We start from the raw sequence: 312 nt of genomic DNA, 5'->3' as shown, positions 1-312 counted from the left end.
CAAGAAGGCATTCGTGTTGCCGGATGCTATGCCAGTCTCTCAGGCAAAGACCTCGGAGGACATGGATGATGTCAAAGCCGTTGCTCCGGCGCAGCATGATCATGGTCACGCGCAAGCCGCCCCTATCGAGCGGGACAAATCCTGGCATCAGACAGGAAGGGGTCGGCTTGTCATTTTGACTGGCAGCCTGCTGGCTATCGCATGGTTGGTCGAGTTGCTGTCCTCTGCCGAGGCAGGCTACTGGGCCTTTGTCGCTGCATGCCTGATCGGGGTTGTTCCAGTGGCAAAGCGCGCCTTCGAGGCGCTGCGCAT

1 pseudogene is annotated in these 312 nt (G+C 59.3%); it reads left to right on the top strand.

The features are described from left to right. Nucleotides 1–61 precede the first annotated feature (61 nt). Nucleotides 62–312: pseudogene (locus CK944_RS22725) on the top strand (heavy metal translocating P-type ATPase); the annotation flags it as partial.

This window comes from Paracoccus sp. SY (assembly GCF_002901215.1).
Lineage (GTDB): Bacteria > Pseudomonadota > Alphaproteobacteria > Rhodobacterales > Rhodobacteraceae > Paracoccus > Paracoccus acridae.
Note: the sequence above shows the minus strand (reverse complement) of the source record. Positions and strands in the feature narration are given on the sequence as shown.